Consider the following 15,586-nt stretch of genomic DNA (forward strand, 5'->3'; position numbering starts at 1 on the left):
CCTGCGCTGCCCCCTTCAGTCTTTCTCCAGGTGCCGAATGGCCAAGAAGCCGCAGCTCGCCATCGACACGCGCCCCTGGCGCGACCCGTCGGCCAAGCCGTTTGTGCGTATCCGCAACGTCTCCAAGAAGTTTGGCGACGTTTCGGCGGTGCACGAAGTGTCGCTCGACATCTACAAATCCGAGCTGTTCTGCCTGCTTGGCGGCTCGGGTTCCGGCAAATCGACGCTGCTGCGCATGCTCGCCGGCTTCGAGCAGCCGACCTCAGGCAGCATCGAGATCGACGGCCAGGACATGACCGAGGTGCCGCCGTACCACCGGCCGGTCAACATGATGTTCCAGTCCTACGCGCTGTTCCCGCACATGAACGTCGAGCAGAACATCGCCTATGGCCTCAAGCGCGATAACATGCCGCGCGGCGAGATCGCCGATCGCGTCGCTGAGCTCTTGAGCCTCGTCAAGCTCCAGGACTATGGCCGGCGTCGTCCGCACCAGCTGTCGGGCGGCCAGCGCCAGCGCGTTGCCCTTGCCCGCTCGCTGGCCAAGCGTCCCAAGCTGCTGCTGCTCGACGAACCGCTCGGCGCGCTCGACAAGAAGCTGCGCGAGGAAACCCAGTTCGAGCTGGTCAAGATCCAGGAATCGCTCGGCGTCACCTTCATCGTCGTCACCCACGACCAGGAAGAAGCGATGACGCTCGCCACCCGCATCGGGGTGATGAACCAGGGCGAGATCGCCATGATCGGCGAGCCGCACGACATCTACGAGTTCCCCAATTCGCGCTTCGTTGCCGGCTTCATCGGCTCGGTGAACATGGTCGAGGGCGTCGTCACCGAGGACGAGCCGGACCATGTGCGCATCCGCTCGGCCGAACTCGGCTGCGACATCTATGTCGGCCATGGCGTCGATTGCGCCCCCGACCAGATTCTGTGGTGGGCCATCCGTCCTGAAAAGATGGAGCTGAGCCGCGAAAAACCGGAGGCGCTGAACGGCGCCAACGTCACCCGCGGCGTGGTCGAGGAGATCGGCTATCTGGGCGACATGAGCGTCTACCAGGTGCTGCTCGACAGCGGCAAACGCATCCGCGTCAGCCAGACCAATACGGTGCGCGGCAACCCCGACGCCATCACCTGGGAAGAACAGGTCTATGTCACCTGGGGCCCGAGCTCCGGTTCGGTGCTGACGGTATGAGTGGGGCGATTTTCCAGCTTCGCCATCTCCACGGAATCATTCCCGCGAAAGCGGGAACCTCTGTTTGCGGTGTTCGCGGCCAAACCGAGATCCACGCTTCCGCGGGGATGACTCGGCGCGAGTTGCGCAGCCGGGAAAGCGACATTCACCCATGACCCTCACCGGCAACCAGTTGCCGCCGCCGCGTCGCCTCCGGCCGTGGAGCGGGCTGGAGCGCCGGCTGCGCGATGTCGGCATTTCCGGCCGCACCCTGGTGATCGCCGCGCCGGCCATCTGGCTGACCGTCTTCTTCATCGTGCCGCTGTTCGTGGTGTTCGGCATTTCGCTCGCCACCAAGCAGTTCGGCCGCCCGCCCTATTCACCGCTGCTGACCACCGAAGGCGGCACCGTGCAGCTGACGCTGCACCTTTCCAACTACCTCAAGCTGTTCACCGATCCGCTCTATGTCGCGGCCTATCTGAGCTCGATCCGTATCGCTCTGATCGCCACGGTGATCACGCTGTTCATCGGCTATCCGATGGCCTACGCCATCGCCCGCGCCCCTGACAAATGGCGCAACATCCTGCTGATGATGGTGATCCTGCCGTTCTGGACCTCGTTCCTGCTGCGCGTCTATGCGCTCAGCGGTTTCATGCGCGGCAACGGCGTGATCAACCAGGTGCTGGCAGTGTTCGGCGTCCAGCCGCTGGTGATGATGCAGACTGATTTCGCCGTCTATGTGGGCATCGTCTACACCTACCTGCCCTTCATGATCCTGCCGCTCTACACCACCCTGGTGAAGCTCGACTCCTCGCTGCTCGAGGCCTCCGCCGATCTCGGTTCGCGCCCGTGGCAGACCTTCCTCTCGGTGACGCTGCCGCTTTCGCTGCCCGGCATCATCGCCGGCTCCATGCTGGTGTTCATCCCGGCGATCGGCGAGTTCGTCATCCCCTCGCTGCTCGGCGGGCCGGAAACCCTGATGATCGGCCGGGTGCTGTGGGACGAGTTCTTCGGCGCCACCAACTGGCCGCGTGCCGCGGCGGTGGCCGTGGCCATGCTGGTCGTCGTCGTCATTCCCATCCTGCTGCTGCAGAAGGCGCAGGATGCCGTGGTCGAGAAGGACCGGTAGATGCGGCGCGGCTGGTTCCTCCCCATTGCGGCAACGCTCGGCTTTGCCTTCCTCTACCTGCCGATCATTTCGCTGGTGGTGTTCTCGTTCAACGAGAGCCGGCTGGTGACGGTGTGGTCGGGCTTTTCCACCAAGTGGTATGGCGAGCTGTTCGCCGATCCGCAGATGCTGGGCGCCGCCTGGCTGAGCCTCAGGATCGCTTTCTTCTCGGCGAGCTTCGCGCTGGTGCTGGGGACGCTGTGCGCGGTGGCGCTGGTGCGCTTCAAGCGCTTCCGCGGCCGCACCGTGCTCGCCGGCGCGGTCTCCGCACCGCTGGTGATGCCCGACGTGATCACCGGCCTCGCGCTGCTGCTGCTGTTCGTCGCCATGGAATCGACGCTCGGCTGGCCTGCGGGCCGCGGCATCGTCACTATCATCATCGCCCACACCACCTTCTGCATGGCCTATATCACCGTGGTGGTGCAGTCGCGGCTGTCCGACCTCGACCTCAGCCTCGAAGAAGCGGCTATGGACCTCGGTGCCACGCCATTCCGGGTGTTCTTCGATGTCACCCTGCCGATCATCGCACCGGCCCTGATCTCGGGCTGGCTGCTCGGCTTCACCCTGTCGCTCGACGACCTGGTGATCGCCAGCTTCGTTTCCGGCCCCGGCTCCTCGACCCTGCCGATGGTGATCTTCAGTAAGATCAAGCTCGGCGTCTCGCCTGACGTCAATGCTCTCGCCACCATCATCATCGGCGTCGTGGCGCTCGGCGTCGTCGCCGCGACGATCATCGGCCTGCGCGGCAGCAAGCAGAAGCGGGCCTAATTGGGAGCCCCGTCCCTTCTCCCCTCAGGGGAGAAGGTGGCGCGAAGCGCCGGATGAGGGGTGAAGCGGCGCAACTTGCGCTCGCTGAGAAGCTGAACCCCTCACCCGAGTTCCGCTACGGACCTGGCGGTCCCAGTTGACGCCCCTCTGCCCTCAGGGGAGAGGGGCGTCCCTCCCTCATGCCGCGACAGCCACCCCCCGGTTTCGTCTTTGTGCTTGCTTGCAGCAGAGGGCCGGGAGGTCTATGTGAACCATTGTCGGTCGAGCAATCGGCTGGCGAGTTCTCAGGGCGGGGTGCAATTCCCCACCGGCGGTAAATGGGCGAACGCCCAAAGCCCGCGAGCGCTTTCGGAGCGATCCGAGGGGTCAGCAGATCCGGTGAAACTCCGGAGCCGACGGTATAGTCCGGATGAAAGAGAACGGGATTTACGCTGGCTCTGCCGGCGTCCCTTGGTCCGTCCCCGTTGCGGGGAGGAGATCCATGCCGAGCATGGTGGAGGGGGCGCTCGTCATTTCCCATCGCGATTCCCCGTAACCCTGAGGAAACAGGCTACGGAAAGGATCGTTTGATGAGCCAGGTTTCCTCCACCAACAACTCCGCCGCCACGGCGGGCGCCACGTTCATGCTGGTTGCCGCCGTCGCCTTCGCCGGCTCCAACGTGCTGCAGTCGGTGCTGCCGACCCCCGTCGAGTATGGCGGCTTCGGCATGGCCTCGACCGGCATGGTGTTCTGGCAATACCTGATCGCCGGCGTGATCAGCCTGCCGCTGATCCTGCGCATCGGCATCGACAAGCTCCGCACCAGTCATCCCCTCGCGCACGAAATCCGCGCCTTTGTCTCGGCGCTCGGCGCGCATGTCTTCGTCTACGGCTTCGCGTCCGGCGTACCGATCTGGCAGATGGTGACGCTGCTGGCCGCCGGCCCGCTGTTCATCATCTTCGGTTCCACGGTGTTCCTCGGCGAACGCGCCTCCGCCGCGCGCCTCGTCGCCGCCCTCGCCGGCTTCACCGGGGCCGTCATCGTCTCCGGCATCGGCAGCGAGGGCCTCGGCTGGCACACCCTGATCCCGATCGCCGCCGCGGCGCTGTGGGCCACCACCGACGTCTTGACCAAGTATCTGGCACTGAAGGGTGAGAGCCCCGAAACGCTGACCATTTCGCTGCTGGTGCTGGTCACCCCGAACCATCTGCTGATCCTGCTCGTCGTCAACGCGCTCGGCTGGCTGGCGCCCGCCGTGGTGCCGGCCGGCCTCGCCACCGGCTTCCCGTTTGCCCTGCCGAGCGGCGACGGCCTTTGGCTGCTGCTCCTGCTCGGCGTGCTGACCGGCCTCGCGCAATACCTGATGGCCTTTGCGTACCGGGCCGCCGACGCCACCTACCTGCAGCCCTTCGCCGACCTCAAGGTGCCGCTCAGCGCGCTGGTCGGCTGGGTCGCCCTGGGTCAGGTGCCGTCGGTCTGGTTCTGGCCCGGGGCCGCGCTGATCGTCGCCGCCTCGGCGTTCATCTATTGGGTCGAGAGCCGCAATCGCACCCCGACCCTCGCCGCCGCCTGAGGCCGCTGCACGCCCTCAGGCCCCGGAGCCCCCGTGACTGCGGCTCCGGGACTTTTCCCTAACTCCCGATAGAGACGGGCCCCTCCCAGCCTTCCCCATAAGAGGAGGTGAAGAGTCGGGGCTCCGTCTTCGATGGTGCCGAACCCACCGGCGGGGCACCTCCCCCTTCATGGAGGAGGCTGGGAGGGAGCCGTCTCGGTCAGTCGACGGCCACCCATCGCCCCTCGCGATGCGACTGCGCCATTGCATGCACTGCCCGCTCGATCTCGAGCCCGCGCGCGAAATCGACGATCTGTGCGCCGGCATCGCCGCCGATCGCCTTCAGCAACTCATGGCATTCGATGATCTTCAACTCGTTGAAACCCAGCCCGTGCCCCGGCGCCGGAATGAAGCGATCGTAGGGCACGTGCACCGGCGCGCTGAGGATGGTGCGAAAGCCCTGCTCGGCCACCGGGCCGCTGGCCTCGAACAGCTGGAACTCGTTCATCCGCTCCTGGTCGTAGGCGATCGTGCCCTTCGAACCGAACACCTGCAGGGCGATCCGGCCCTTGCGCCCCCAGGCGGAGCGGTCGAGCGCCATCACCCCCGATGCGCCGTTGCCGAGCTCGAGCAGCACCAAGGCGATGTCCCAGGTCTCGACCTTGCGCCGGCCGCCGTCGCGGCTCGGCCGATCGGCATAGGGCATGGCGAGCTGCGCCATCACCCGCCTGACCCCGCCGAACAGGAACTGTATCAGGCTGAGCGGATGCACGCCGAAATCGTCGAGCGCGCCATAGCCTGACGAGGCTTCGCTCTTCCAGTAGAACAGCGCCTCCGGGTCGGCCATGAAATCTTCGTCCATCTCGAAGCGGACATGGTTCACCTCGCCGATGGCGCCCGCCTCGAGCAGCATCCTGATGTGCCGGATCACCGGGTTCTGGATGTAGTTATAGCCAAGTGCGGTGACCTTGCCCGACGCCTTCGCCGCCGCGACCATGCGTTCGGCATCGGCAAACCCCACCGCCATCGGCTTCTCGCACCAGACATGCTTGCCCGCTTCCAGCGCGACAATCGCCATTTCGGCGTGGAAAGCGTTCGGCGTCGTCACCGACACCACCTCGACCTCCGGGTCGGCGATCAGGGCCCGCCAGTCCGAAGTGGATTTCTCGAACCCGAACTCCTCGGCCCGCCGCGCCGCCAGCTCCGGCGAGACTTCCGCCAGGTGCACCAGCCGTGGCCGCGGCCCATCGCCGAACACCGGCTTCACCCCGTTCCAGGCCAGGGCATGGCACTTGCCCATATAGCCGGTGCCGATCAGGCCGACGCCGATGCTGGTCACTGTCAGTCTCCTTCGAAGGCGAGTCGCGATTGGTCTGGCTCGCCTGCCGTCCCATCGGTCCGAGAAAGCGCGCTCTGGAGGAGAGCTTACGTGTGGTCCGCGGCCCTGTCGTCGACAACCGCAGCGATCGAGCACCGTGCTGCATCCGATCCGCGCAGCCACCAGCATGGAACATCCAGAGCCGCAGCTGCCATTGATGGAATGTTTATTCCACTCTACGATGGATGGTCAATCAGGGTGCCCGTCCGGTCCGGGCGTGGAAAACCGCGGCGGCGCCGGCGCAAGCCATGGACTTTGGCTGCAGTTCTGTTGGACTCTGCTGCGGCAGCCGCTATGAGGCCGGAATGGACGACACGCAGATCAAGCTGGATGACGCCGTGCCGCGGGATTTTCCCGCGCTGCGCGCGCTGATCGCCGCGCGTGCCCCCACCCTGCCCCGCCGCCTGACTCAGGTGGCGAGCTTTGCCCTCGACAACCCCGACGATATCGCTTTCGGCACCGCGGCCAGCGTGGCGCAGCGCTCGGGCGTGCAACCTTCGACCCTGGTGCGCTTCAGCCAGGCGCTGGGCTACCAGGGCTTTTCCGACCTGCAGGAAGTGTTCCGCGCCCGCCTGCGCGATCGGGTGCCCTCCTATGAGGAACGGCTCAAGCAGTTGCACGAGCATGGCGGCAGCAAGAGCGGCCTGCTGCTGCAGGGCTTTGCCGATGCCGCCGAGCGCTCGGTCGCCGATCTCCGTCTCAAGCTCGACCCCGAAACGCTCGATGCCGCGGTCGATATCCTCGCCAGGGCCGAGACGATCTATCTGGTGGGGCTGCGGCGCTCATTCCCGATTACCAGCTACATGGCCTACGCGATGGGCAAGCTCGGGATCCGCAACCTGCTGGTCGACGGCATTGCCGGGCTCGGGGCCGAGCAGATCGGCTTCATCTCGCCGCGCGACGCGGTGCTGGCCATCAGCTTCACCCCCTATGCCAGCGAGACGGTGAACCTCGTCCACGCCGCCAAGGCGCGGCACGCCAAGGTGGTGTCGATCACCGACTCGATCTTCTCGCCCATCGCGCCGGTCGCCGACGCGTGGCTGGAAATCGTCGAAGCGGATTTCGAGGGCTTCCGCTCGATGGCGGCGACCATGGCACTGGCCATGACGCTGACGGTGGCTGTCGCCAGCCGGCGCAGCGAGAAGTAGTCGCTGGTTTCGAGGTCGTTTCTACCTCACGGAGGCAATACTTCTCCTCCTCACCGGCTGTCACCCCAGCGAAAGCTGGGGCCCATCTCACAGCCCGCGCCAACCGAGAGTTGGGTCCGTTCGCTGGGATGACACCTGGTGGGTGTGGAAGCGCCGTGCCTCGCCTGGCTGTCCGGCAATCGAACTGCTCGCCGCCCTCAGCTCTTCTTGACCGGATACCCCGTCGCCAGCCCGCCGCCGCCGGCGCCGACCACGGTCTGCTCGAACTCGACGCAGGAGCCGGTCATCGGCGCCGATTCCGGCCCGCCGAGGAAGGCGATGAGCCGCGCCACGTCCTCGGGCTTGATCAGCTTGCCGAACGGCCGCGACGCCTCCGCCTTCTCCAGCCAGTCGTCGGCCGCGTCGTGGAAGGTCTTCAGCGTCACGTGCTCACCGGGCGTATCGGCCCAGCCCAGGATAATGCCGTTCACCCGGATGCGCATCAGGTTGACGGCATTGGCGGTGTTCTTGGTCAGCGTCATCAGCGCGCCCTTCGAGGCGCTGTAGGCGGCGAGGTTGGGCGAGCCGATATAGGCGTTGACCGACAGGATGTTGACGATCGTCCCCTCGATCTTTTCGCGCTGCATCAGCTTGATGGCGTCCTGCATCAGGAAGAACGGCGCCCGCACATTGATGGCGAACATCCGGTCATAGAGGGCAAGATCGGTATCGAGAATGGTGCCGCGATCGGTGAGACCGGCAATATTGGCGAGCACGTCGACCCGTCCGAACGCCTTGTCGGCGGCAGGAATGATCTTTGCCACCGCGGCAGGGTCGGCAAGGTCCGCCGCAACGAACACGGTTTTGGTGCCGGCGTCGTTCAGCGACTTCGCCACCGCTTCGCCCTTGTCGGCCTGCCGATCGACCAGCACCAGGCCGGCCGCACCGCGCTCGGCCAGGAGCCGCGCCGTCGCCTCGCCAAGCCCCTGCGCGGCCCCCGTGACAACGGCAATCTTGCCGGCAAACTGGGCGGAGGCACTCTCGGTCATGTCAGGACTCAAATGGAAGTAAGGAAAGCGGCCCGGACACTATGGATTTGAGGGGCGCAAGCCAAGCCCCATCGTGCAATGGCGATGCTTCGTCAGGCCGACAAACCGGAGCGGGCTGCTACCCCACCCGCACGGTCTGCCCGGTCTGCGAACTCTCGGTCGCTGCTTCCGCGAGCTTCTGCGCCTGCAACCCGTCACGCCCGGACGGCGTGGGAACCGTGCCCTTGGTCATCGCTTCGATGAAGCTGTTCACCTCGGCGGCATAGGCCGCGACATAACGGTCGATGAAGAAGTTCTGAATCACATCCTGGGTGAAGCCGGCCCCGTCGGCGCGCTCCAACGTCGTCATGTGGACATTGCCGGCCCGCAGCATGCCCTTCGAACCGTGCACCTCGACGCGCTGGTCGTAGCCGTAGGTGGCGCGGCGCGAGTTGGTGATCACCGCGATCTTGCCCGAGGCGGTCTGCATCTGCACCGCCGCGGTATCCACGTCCCCGGCGCCCCCGATGGCCTTGTCGACCAGCGCGCTGCCCAGCGCCGTGACCGTGACGAACTCTTCGCCGACGAGGAAGCGCGCCATGTCGAAGTCGTGGATCATCATGTCACGGAAGAGCCCGCCGGAGCGCTCGATATAGCTGACCGGCGGCGGCGCCGGGTCGCGCGAGATGATGGTGACGATCTCCACCTCGCCGATCTCGCCGCCCCTGATCCGCTGCTGCACGGCGGCAAAGTTCGGGTCGAACCGGCGGTTGAAGCCGATCATCAGCGGCACGCCGGCCTTTTCGACCACCGGCAGGCAGGCTTCGATGCGCTCGACCGACAGCGACACCGGCTTTTCGCACAGGATCGCCTTGCCGGCCCGCGCCGCCTGTTCGATCAGATCGGCATGCGTATCGGTGGGGGTGGCGATCAGGATCGCTTCGACGTCGGAGGCAAGGATCTCGTCGATCGTGGCGACCTTGGCGCCGACCGAGACGGCGAGCGATGCAGCGGCCTCGGGTACGGCGTCCGCGACATAGGCGACGCTGGCGCGGCTGGAATTGGCGATGGTTCCCGCGTGCACCTTGCCGATGCGTCCCGCCCCCAGAATGCCGAACCTGACCACGGGATTGTCTCCTTGCTTCGCGCACCTGGCGCGCCGGTTGATGATGATCGAAATCATAGAACGTTCGTTCCGAAAACAGCCACTTCGGAATTGACGTTTCATTCGCGCGAGGGATACAACGGCCGCGGAAAGCTGTCCAGTCAGACCAAGCGGGGAAGATCATGCCGGAGGCCAAGCTCGATGTCATCACCATCGGGCGCTCGTCGGTGGACCTCTACGGCCAGCAGATCGGCAGCCGGCTCGAGGATATCGGCTCGTTCGCGAAATCGGTCGGCGGCTGCCCCGCCAATATCGCGGTCGGCACCGCGCGGCTCGGGCTCAAATCGGCGCTGATCACCCGCGTCGGGGCCGAACAGATGGGCGGCTTCATCAAGGAGCAGCTCAGCCGCGAAGGCGTAGATATCTCCGGCATCGCCACCGACGACAAGCGCCTGACCGCCCTGGTGCTGCTCGCCGTCGAGGCCGAAGGCGTCTCGCCGATGATCTTCGTTCGCACCGACTGCGCCGACATGGCGCTCGACGAGGCCGATATCGATGCGGCGTTCATCGCTTCGGCCAGCGCCATCGTGGTCACGGGCACGCATTTTTCCACCCCCAATGCCGAGGCAGCGCAGCTCAAGGCCATCCGCATCGCCAAGGCGGCCGGCCGCAAGGTGGTGTTCGACATAGATTATCGCCCCAACCTCTGGGGCCTCGCCGGCCACGCCGCCGGCTTCGAACGCTACGTCAAATCCGACTACGTCTCGCAGAAGATGCGGCCGGTGCTCAAGGATTGCGACCTGATCGTCGGCACCGAGGAAGAGGTGCTGGTGGCGGCAGGCGAGAGCGACCTGCTAACGGCGCTGCAGGCAATCCGCAAGTTGACCGACGCCACCGTGGTGCTGAAGCGCGGCGCCAAGGGCTGCATCGTCTATGACGGCCCGATCGGCGACGATCTCGAGCAGGGCATTGTCGGCCAGGGTTTTCCGATCGAGATCTACAACGTGCTGGGTGCCGGCGACGCTTTCATGTCGGGGTTCCTGCGCGGCTGGCTCAAAGGCGAGAGCCACCAGACCTCCGCCACCTGGGCCAATGCCTGCGGCGCCTTCGCCGTCTCCCGCCTGCTCTGCGCCCCGGAATATCCGAGCTGGACCGAGCTCGACTATTTCCTCAAACACGGCAGCAGGTTCAAGGCCCTGTGCAAGGACGAGGACCTCAACCACCTACACTGGGCGACGACGCGCCGGCAACAGTGGCCGCGCCTTACCGCCTTCGCCATCGATCACCGCAGACAGATCGAGGATATCGCCGGCGACAAGGCCGACCGCATCCCCGCTTTCAAGGCGCTGGCGGTCAAGGCCGCCGCGCGGGTGGCCGATGGCCGGCCCGGCTTCGGCATGCTGCTCGACGACAAATGGGGTCGCGACGCGCTGTTCGAGGTGCCCAAGCCGTTCTGGATCGCCCGCCCGGTGGAGCTGCCCGGCTCGATCCCGCTGGAGTTCGAGTTCAGCCAAGATATCGGCAGCCGGCTGGTCGAATGGCCGGTCGATCATGCGCTGAAGGTGCTGTGCTTCTGGCACCCGGACGACCCCCGCGGCATCAACAACCGCCAGCTCGAGAAACTGCGTACCGCGCACGACGCCTGCCGCAAGGTCGGCCGCGACATCCTGATCGAGATCATTCCCTCGAAGGTCGGGCCGGTCGACGACGCCACCACCGCGCGGGCGCTCGGCCAGCTCTATGCCGCCGGCCTGAAGCCGGACTGGTGGAAGCTCGAGTCGCAACCGAGCGCCGCGGCGTGGGAGGCAATCGACCAGGCGATCGAAACCAACGACCCACTCTGCCGCGGCGTCGTGCTGCTTGGGCTCGATGCGCCGCAGGACGAGTTGGCCCGCGGCTTTGCCATCGCGAGGTCGGCGCGCACGGTGCGCGGCTTCGCCGTCGGCCGCACCATATTTGGCGAAGCCGCCAAGGCGTGGTTTGCTGGCAGCATGACGGACGATGAGGCGGTCAGCGATATGGCGGCGCGGTTTGCGGCGCTGGTGGAGATTTGGGGGGAGTGATGCCAAGCTGGCGGTTGCGGACCCCCACCCCTGTCCCCTCCCCGCAAGGGGGAGGGAGACCCTCGAACTGGCATCGTAGCCACAGGCAAGAGACTATCGATTAGCGTCTCCCTCCCCCTTGCGGGGAGGGATCAAGGGTGGGGGTCAACCCGCACCGGCCCTGAGGAGGAAAGCAAATGACCAACAAGACCATCCGCCTCACCATGGCGCAGGCGCTGGCGCGGTTCATGACGCGGCAGAAGACCGTCATCGACGGCAAAACGGTGCCGATCTTCGGTGGGGTGTTCGCCATTTTCGGGCATGGCAACGTCGCCGGTTTCGGCGAGGCGTTGTACCAGGTGCGCGAAGAGCTGCCGACCTACCGCGCGCAAAACGAGCAGGGCATGGCGCATGCCGCGATCGCCTTTGCCAAGGCGAGCTTCCGCCGCCGCTTCATGGCCGCCACCTCCTCGATCGGGCCGGGCGCCACCAATATGGTGACCGCCGCGGCGCTGGCGCATGTCAACCGGCTGCCGGTGCTGCTGCTGCCCGGCGACGTGTTCGCCAACCGCGCCCCCGATCCGGTGCTGCAGCAGGTCGAGAGTTTTCAGGACGGTACGGTCAGCGCCAATGACGTGTTCCGCCCGGTCAGCCGCTATTTCGACCGCATCACCCGGCCCGAGCAGATCATCCCGGCGCTGAACCGCGCCATGCAGGTGCTGACCGATCCCGCCGAATGCGGCCCGGTGACCCTCAGCCTTTGCCAGGACGTACAGGCCGAGGCCTATGACTATCCCGAGGCTTTCTTCGACGAACGGGTGTGGACGCCGCGCCGGCCGCAACCCGACACCAACGAACTCGAAGCCGCCGTCGCGGCGCTCAGCGCGGCGAGGCAGCCGGTGATCATTGCCGGCGGCGGCGTGCTCTATTCCGAAGCAGCCAGCACGCTGCAGAATTTTGCCGAAAAGCACGGCATCCCGGTGATGGAGACCAATGCCGGCAAATCGAGCCTGCCGCACGACCACCCGCTGAACATGGGCTCAGTCGGCGTCACCGGCTCGTCGGCCTCGAACCTCCTCGCCGAACAGGCCGACCTGGTGCTGGCGGTCGGCTCACGGCTGCAGGATTTCACCACCGGTTCGTGGGCCTTGTTCAAGGCCGATGGCGTGAGGATCGTCGGGCTGAACGCCCAACTGTTCGATGCCGGCAAGCACCGCGCCCTGCCGCTGGTCGCTGACGCCAGAGCCGGCCTCGAGGCACTGGATGCCAAACTCGGGAGCTGGAAATCGCCCGATGTCTGGCTCGCCACGGCCAGAGACGCCAAGGCGAAATGGCTGGTCTCGGCCAAGGCGGTGACCGACCCGACCAACGCGCTGCCGTCGGATGCGCAGGTGATCGGAGCGGTGCATCGGGCGCGGGGTTCGAGCGCCACCCTGGTCTGCGCTTCGGGCGGCCTGCCGGGCGAGCTCCACAAGCTCTGGCCGGCCGGCGCGCCGGGCAGCTACCACATGGAATACGGCTACTCGACCATGGGCTACGAGATCGCCGGCGGGCTTGGAGTGAAGCTCGCCAAACCGCATGACGATGTCATCGTCATGCTCGGCGACGGCAGCTATATGATGATGAACTCCGAGATCGCCACCTCGGTGATGCTGGGCAAGAAGCTGACCATCGTGGTGCTCGACAATCGCGGCTTCGGCTGCATCAACCGGTTGCAGATGGCGACCGGCGGCGCCAACTTCAACAACCTGCTGAAGGACACCTTCCACGAAACCCTGCCCGAGATCGACTTCGCCGCGCATGCCGCATCTATGGGCGCCTGGGTGCGCAAGGCCGCCTCGATCGCCGAGCTCGAAAGCGCGCTGGCCGAGGCCGACAAGGTCGAGCGCACCACCGTGCTGGTGATCGACACCGACCCGCTGATCTCCACCGACGCCGGCGGCCACTGGTGGGATGTGGCGGTGCCGGAGGTTTCGGTGCGGCCTGAGGTGAATGCGGCGCGCAGGGAATATGAGGCAGCGCTGAAGGGGCAGCGGCTCTGATCACCCTCCCCCTCGCGGGGAGGGTACTGGAGCTTGGCAAGGCGTAGCCGAGCCATAGCGCAAGTGGGGTGGGGGGAGACGCCCGCTCGGAGCACTTGGCGCCCCCCACCCAAGCTACGCTAAGGCTTCGCCTAGCTACGCTACCCTCCCCGCAAGGGGGAGGGTGACGACTGAGACAGAGGATTGGAATGCTGAAAGCCAAACTGGGCATGTCCCCCATCGCGTGGTGGAACGACGATCTGCCGGAGCTGAGCGATGACGTGTCGCTGGAGGAGTGTCTGCGCCAGTCGCGCGCGGCCGGCTTCACCGGCATGGAGAAGGGCCGGCGCTTCCCCGACGATCCCGCCATCATGCTGCCCATCCTCAAGGCGGCGGATGTGACGCTGTGCGGCGGCTGGTTCTCCGGCACGCTGGTCAACGAAGACCTGGCGGCCAACCAGCGGCGCATCGCGCCGATGATCGAGCTGTTCAAGGCGGTCGACGCGCCCTGCATCGTCTATGGCGAAGTCGGCCGCTCGATCCAGGGCGATCGGACCAAGCCGCTCGCCAGCAAGCCGAAGCTGAGCGATGACGAGATGCGGACCTATGCCCGAACGCTCACCGCGTTCGGCGAATGGTGCGCCGCCGAGGGCATGCCGCTCAGTTACCATCACCATATGGCCGCTGTCGTCGAGACCGAGCCCGAGCTCGACGCCTTCATGCGCTATTCAGGGCCGGGCATTCCGCTGCTGCTCGATGCCGGGCACCTGGCCTTTGCCGGCGGCGATGTGCTGCGCGCCATCGACAACCATCACGCCCGCATCAGCCATGTGCATGTCAAGGACATCCGCCGCGCCGTGGTCGATCGGCTCGACCGCAGCCGGCAGAGCTTCCTCGATGCAGTGGCGCTCGGCGCCTTCACGGTGCCGGGCGACGGTTCGCTGGATTTTGCCGCGATCGTGCAGAGACTCGCCGATTACGGGTATGAGGGCTGGTTCGTGGTCGAGGCCGAGCAGGACCCAAAGGCCAACCCGCCGCAGCGCATGGCCGAGGTCGGCCACAAGGAACTGATGCGGGTCATGACGCTCGCCGGCTACAGCGTCGAGACGCAAGGTTTCCCCGCGAGATGACTGCTGCAAGGGGCGATGCGGTGGACGAACTGCCGGCAACCCTTCACAATCGGCCGTTCTCCATTCACGAGTGCCGGTCATGAGCGACGACAACCAAGACAACAAGAAGCCCGGCCTGTTCACCATGCCGTGGTTCAAGCCGCTGTACCGGCGGGTGATCCTCATCGCCATCATCGCGGGGTGGTGCGCCTGGGAGTGGCTCTACACCCACGACCAGTTCTGGGGCCTCATCACGCTGGCGGCGCTGGCCTATGGCGTCTGGACCTTCTTCATCAACTTCGAGAACGAGCTCAAGAAGATCGATGGCAAACCTAAGAGCTAGGCCGGCGGCAGCACAGGGCCACGTCCACCACATCACCCCTGAGAGCGCCGGCTGGACCTATGTCGGGTTCGACCTGCACAAGCTGCCCAATGTCGGCGACGTGGCGCATGGCGGCGGTGACGACCGCGAGGTCTGCATCGTCCTGATCTCGGGCCGGGCCAATGTGAATGTCGACGGACAGGATTTCCTCGTCGGTGGCCGCATGAGCCCGTTCGAGGGGCCCGGCTACTCGGTCTATGCGCCGGCTGGCGCGGCCTGGCGCATCGAAGCGCTGACGCCGCTCGAGGTTGCGGTCTGCTCGGCGCCCGGTGTGCGTGGCGCACGGCCGCCGCGGGTGATCGGTCCTGGGGATGTCGAAAAGCTGACCCGCGGCACGGGCACCAACACCCGCTACCCCACCAACATCCTGCCCGAAACAGCGCCCGCGGACTCGTTGCTGGTGGTCGAGGTGATCACTCCGGGCGGCCACACCTCGAGCTACCCGCCGCACCGTCACGACGAGGACGACCTGCCCCGGCAGAGTTTTCTCGAGGAAACCTATTACCACCGGTTCAGCAAACCCCAGGGGTTCGGCTTTCAGCGCGTCTACACCGACGATCGCTCGCTCGACGAGACCATGTTGATCGAAGACGGCGACGTGGTGCTGGTGCCGCGCGGCTATCATCCGGTGGCGGCGGTGGCCGGCTACGACATTTACTATCTCAACGTCATGGCCGGGCCGAAGCGGACCTGGAAGTTCTACAACGCGCCCGAGCATGAGTGGATGCTGGGGTAGCACCTCCACCGATAGCCTGGTGCGG

The 15,586-nt window shown here is 66.0% G+C and carries 13 protein-coding genes and 1 riboswitch; of the genes, 10 read left to right on the forward strand and 3 right to left on the reverse strand.

Going from position 1 to position 15,586, the window contains the following annotated elements:
• The first annotated feature begins 37 nt into the window (after positions 1 to 37).
• The 4 genes from APS40_RS09525 (at position 38) to APS40_RS09540 (ending at position 4,654) form a co-directional block, all read left to right on the forward strand.
• Complete coding sequence (locus APS40_RS09525) at positions 38 to 1,186, forward strand: ABC transporter ATP-binding protein (protein ID WP_055046824.1); 1,149 nt, start codon at positions 38 to 40, stop codon at positions 1,184 to 1,186.
• 151 nt (positions 1,187 to 1,337) lie between these two features.
• Positions 1,338 to 2,294: an ABC transporter permease subunit gene (locus APS40_RS09530; RefSeq protein ID WP_055046825.1), complete on the forward strand. Its 957-nt coding sequence runs from the start codon at positions 1,338 to 1,340 to the stop codon at positions 2,292 to 2,294.
• Positions 2,295 to 3,101, forward strand: a complete 807-nt coding sequence (locus APS40_RS09535; protein ID WP_055046826.1) for an ABC transporter permease subunit — start codon at positions 2,295 to 2,297, stop codon at positions 3,099 to 3,101.
• A gap of 276 nt (positions 3,102 to 3,377) precedes the next feature.
• Positions 3,378 to 3,526: riboswitch (FMN riboswitch) on the forward strand.
• A 144-nt stretch (positions 3,527 to 3,670) separates the two neighbouring features.
• Positions 3,671 to 4,654 (forward strand): DMT family transporter, encoded by a 984-nt coding sequence (locus APS40_RS09540; protein ID WP_055046827.1) that lies wholly within the window; start codon positions 3,671 to 3,673, stop codon positions 4,652 to 4,654.
• Between the two features lie 199 nt (positions 4,655 to 4,853).
• On the opposite strand, the gene APS40_RS09545 is transcribed toward APS40_RS09540, so the two are convergent.
• Positions 4,854 to 5,972 carry a Gfo/Idh/MocA family protein gene (locus APS40_RS09545; RefSeq protein WP_156342889.1) on the reverse strand — a complete coding sequence of 373 codons (1,119 nt, stop codon included), beginning with the start codon at positions 5,970 to 5,972 and terminating at the stop codon, positions 4,854 to 4,856.
• 344 nt (positions 5,973 to 6,316) lie between these two features.
• Between APS40_RS09545 and APS40_RS09550 the strand changes: the two genes are divergently transcribed.
• Positions 6,317 to 7,159: a MurR/RpiR family transcriptional regulator gene (locus tag APS40_RS09550; RefSeq protein WP_156342890.1), complete on the forward strand. Its 843-nt coding sequence runs from the start codon at positions 6,317 to 6,319 to the stop codon at positions 7,157 to 7,159.
• Positions 7,160 to 7,356: 197 nt separating this feature from the next.
• Here APS40_RS09550 and APS40_RS09555 read toward each other — a convergent pair whose 3' ends face one another.
• Positions 7,357 to 8,187, reverse strand: a complete 831-nt coding sequence (locus tag APS40_RS09555) for an SDR family oxidoreductase (protein WP_055046828.1) — start codon at positions 8,185 to 8,187, stop codon at positions 7,357 to 7,359.
• Positions 8,188 to 8,305: 118 nt separating this feature from the next.
• Complete coding sequence (gene iolG / locus APS40_RS09560; RefSeq protein WP_055049613.1) at positions 8,306 to 9,292, reverse strand: inositol 2-dehydrogenase; 987 nt, start codon at positions 9,290 to 9,292, stop codon at positions 8,306 to 8,308.
• Between the two features lie 161 nt (positions 9,293 to 9,453).
• Here iolG and APS40_RS09565 point away from each other — a divergent pair, with 161 nt between their 5' ends.
• The 5 genes from APS40_RS09565 to iolB all read left to right on the forward strand — a co-directional run bounded on the left by APS40_RS09565 (position 9,454) and on the right by iolB (position 15,561).
• Positions 9,454 to 11,334, forward strand: a complete 1,881-nt coding sequence (locus APS40_RS09565) for a bifunctional 5-dehydro-2-deoxygluconokinase/5-dehydro-2-deoxyphosphogluconate aldolase (RefSeq protein WP_055046829.1) — start codon at positions 9,454 to 9,456, stop codon at positions 11,332 to 11,334.
• 176 nt (positions 11,335 to 11,510) lie between these two features.
• Positions 11,511 to 13,355, forward strand: a complete 1,845-nt coding sequence (gene iolD / locus APS40_RS09570; protein WP_055046830.1) for a 3D-(3,5/4)-trihydroxycyclohexane-1,2-dione acylhydrolase (decyclizing) — start codon at positions 11,511 to 11,513, stop codon at positions 13,353 to 13,355.
• 191 nt (positions 13,356 to 13,546) lie between these two features.
• Positions 13,547 to 14,464 (forward strand): myo-inosose-2 dehydratase, encoded by a 918-nt coding sequence (gene iolE, locus APS40_RS09575; protein ID WP_055049614.1) that lies wholly within the window; start codon positions 13,547 to 13,549, stop codon positions 14,462 to 14,464.
• A gap of 79 nt (positions 14,465 to 14,543) precedes the next feature.
• Positions 14,544 to 14,786: a hypothetical protein gene (locus APS40_RS24845; protein ID WP_156342891.1), complete on the forward strand. Its 243-nt coding sequence runs from the start codon at positions 14,544 to 14,546 to the stop codon at positions 14,784 to 14,786.
• Positions 14,767 to 15,561: a 5-deoxy-glucuronate isomerase gene (gene iolB, locus APS40_RS09580; protein ID WP_055046831.1), complete on the forward strand. Its 795-nt coding sequence runs from the start codon at positions 14,767 to 14,769 to the stop codon at positions 15,559 to 15,561. The genes APS40_RS24845 and iolB overlap by 20 nt, the downstream gene beginning before the upstream one ends.
• Positions 15,562 to 15,586 lie beyond the last annotated feature (25 nt).

Source organism: Devosia sp. A16, assembly GCF_001402915.1.
GTDB lineage: Bacteria > Pseudomonadota > Alphaproteobacteria > Rhizobiales > Devosiaceae > Devosia_A.

Coding starts and splice junctions, on each gene's coding strand:
- APS40_RS09525 (WP_055046824.1), top strand. CDS start 38: ATGGCCAAGAAGCCGCAGCTCGCCATCGACACGCGCCCCTGGCGCGAC.
- APS40_RS09530 (WP_055046825.1), top strand. CDS start 1,338: ATGACCCTCACCGGCAACCAGTTGCCGCCGCCGCGTCGCCTCCGGCCG.
- APS40_RS09535 (WP_055046826.1), top strand. CDS start 2,295: ATGCGGCGCGGCTGGTTCCTCCCCATTGCGGCAACGCTCGGCTTTGCC.
- APS40_RS09540 (WP_055046827.1), top strand. CDS start 3,671: ATGAGCCAGGTTTCCTCCACCAACAACTCCGCCGCCACGGCGGGCGCC.
- APS40_RS09550 (WP_156342890.1), top strand. CDS start 6,317: ATGGACGACACGCAGATCAAGCTGGATGACGCCGTGCCGCGGGATTTT.
- APS40_RS09555 (WP_055046828.1), bottom strand. CDS start 8,187: ATGACCGAGAGTGCCTCCGCCCAGTTTGCCGGCAAGATTGCCGTTGTC.
- APS40_RS09565 (WP_055046829.1), top strand. CDS start 9,454: ATGCCGGAGGCCAAGCTCGATGTCATCACCATCGGGCGCTCGTCGGTG.
- iolD (WP_055046830.1), top strand. CDS start 11,511: ATGACCAACAAGACCATCCGCCTCACCATGGCGCAGGCGCTGGCGCGG.
- APS40_RS24845 (WP_156342891.1), top strand. CDS start 14,544: ATGAGCGACGACAACCAAGACAACAAGAAGCCCGGCCTGTTCACCATG.
- iolB (WP_055046831.1), top strand. CDS start 14,767: ATGGCAAACCTAAGAGCTAGGCCGGCGGCAGCACAGGGCCACGTCCAC.